1 protein-coding gene, 1 tRNA gene and 1 pseudogene are annotated in these 1,870 nt (G+C 65.8%); 2 read left to right on the top strand and 1 reads right to left on the bottom strand.

The window, feature by feature from the left end:
• The first annotated feature begins 171 nt into the window (after nucleotides 1-171).
• Nucleotides 172-261: transfer RNA gene (locus FV218_RS22305), tRNA-Ser, on the top strand.
• A 100-nt stretch (nucleotides 262-361) separates the two neighbouring features.
• Nucleotides 362-478 carry a DUF6538 domain-containing protein gene (locus FV218_RS23525; RefSeq protein ID WP_348642048.1) on the top strand — a complete coding sequence of 39 codons (117 nt, stop codon included), beginning with the start codon at nucleotides 362-364 and terminating at the stop codon, nucleotides 476-478.
• A gap of 1,047 nt (nucleotides 479-1,525) precedes the next feature.
• Here the strand turns inward: FV218_RS23525 and FV218_RS22300 are convergent.
• Nucleotides 1,526-1,870: pseudogene (locus FV218_RS22300) on the bottom strand (integrase core domain-containing protein); the annotation flags it as partial.

Below are 1,870 nucleotides of genomic sequence, written 5' to 3'. Positions count from 1 at the left end.
CCACCCGCATCCGCACCCGCCACGACCCCAGCCGCTTCACGGCGGCCCTGCGCGCCCACATCGACGCCCTGCGCGGCCCCCCACCGTGAGCCGCCCACTTTTCTCCCGGGGCCGGCTTGTGAATCCGCCACGCCCCATGCTAAGCCGCGCTCGTCTCATCGAGGCCCCCGCGGAGAGGTGGCAGAGCGGTTGAATGCACCGCACTCGAAATGCGGCATGCCTGCAAGGGCATCGGGGGTTCGAATCCCCCCCTCTCCGCCAATCAGCCTGAAAAGCTTTTATTTTCAGACGCTCCCAAGGGAAACAGCGACTTCGCGGCCGTCCGGTGGTACACACGGGTGGTACACACGTGGTTCTCGCTATGTCGCGTCCCTGGCCCCATCCGAAGACCGGCGTTTACTGGTTCCGTAAGCGGGTCTCGAAGGACCTCCTAGCGCTCATCGGCAAGCGCGAGGAGAAGGCCAGCCTCGGAACGTAGGAGGTCGGCGAGGCTAAGCGCCTGCACGCCGCGCACGCGGCGCTGGTCGAGGCACGCTGGGCGAACCTGCGGGCAGGCGTACGCAGCCTGACCTTACTTGAGGTCCACGCCATCGCGGGCGAGTTCTACGAGGACCTCGTCCCCAAGTTCCGAACGGGCCAGTTCTCGCCCGTCTTCAACCTGCTCGCGACTGAGATCATTGAGCGCTTCATCGCAGATCCCATTCTGAAGCAGCGTACCGAATTCCTACGCTTCTACGGGCCCGAGATCGACGCTCACCTCGCCCGCAAGGGGTTGCTCGTAAACCCTGAGACGCGCGGCGCACTGGAGTACGCGATCGCCAAGGCGATCCTTCAGGCCGTCGAGCAGAGCCTGAAGCACCTAGACGGCGATTTCAGCCCGGACCCGATGGCCGGGCGCTTTCCGAAGATGCCGACCAAGCCGGCGGCTCTCGTCCTGCCGCTGGAGGAGTGGTTCGCGAAGTACGCCGAGGAATCGAGTCTCGCGGCATCGACCCAGAAGCGCCGGCGGCCCGCCTTGGCGACGCTGGAAGCGTCCGTAGGCCACGACGACCTTGTCCGAGTCTCCCCGGACGACGTCTCAGATTGGGTCGACACGCTCAGGACGAAGGGGCGCAGCAACCAGACCATCCGCGACGTCTACCTCGCCTCGGCCAAGGCGCTGTTCGGCTGGCTCAAAGGCGAGCGGAAAGTCTCGATCAACCCCTGCGCTGACGTCCGGGTGAAAGTCGTTGAAGCGAAGGTGTTGCGCGACCGAGACTTCACCGAGGCCGAAGCGTCGAAGATCCTCGCGGCAGCCCTCGCACTCCATGGTGGGCGCCTCAGTCCTGAGCACGCGGCGGCCCGCCGGTGGGTCCCGTGGCTCTGCGCCTACTCCGGCGCCTGGGTCGGTGAGATCGCTCAGTTGCGCCGCAAGGACGTGCTTGAACAGGGCGGTGTGCCGTTTCTCCGCATCACCCCGGAGGCGGGTACGGTGAAGACGGGCCAGTTCCGGGCATTGGAGTTGACCCCGTTTGTGGTCCACGGCCTATGCAAGTTCTCGGGCTGTGACAGCTTGGTTGGCGAAGGCTCGGGGCGTCAAGCCGCCCAGGGCCGTGTGGGGTCGATCTTCGTTGTCGTGGCACCTCCATTCCTCGATGCGCTCGCGGGCATCGGCCAGCGACGGGAACCACGGGGCGTTCAGGCACTCCGCTCGAAGGCAGTTGTTGAACGACTCGACTGTTGCCGTTGTCGGTCGGCTTGCCCGGTCGGGAGAGCCGGAGGCGGGCGCAGAGCGACCAATTCGATCTCGACCCCATTCAGGTAGGCCCACTGGTCAAGCATGCGACCTGCGAACTCAAGTCCGTTGTCCACCCGCAGGCTCTTGAGCCCC

This window comes from Methylobacterium sp. WL69 (assembly GCF_008039485.1).
In the GTDB taxonomy this organism is placed as follows: Bacteria; Pseudomonadota; Alphaproteobacteria; order Rhizobiales; family Beijerinckiaceae; genus Methylobacterium.
This window is presented reverse-complemented; position numbering and strand designations above follow the sequence as displayed.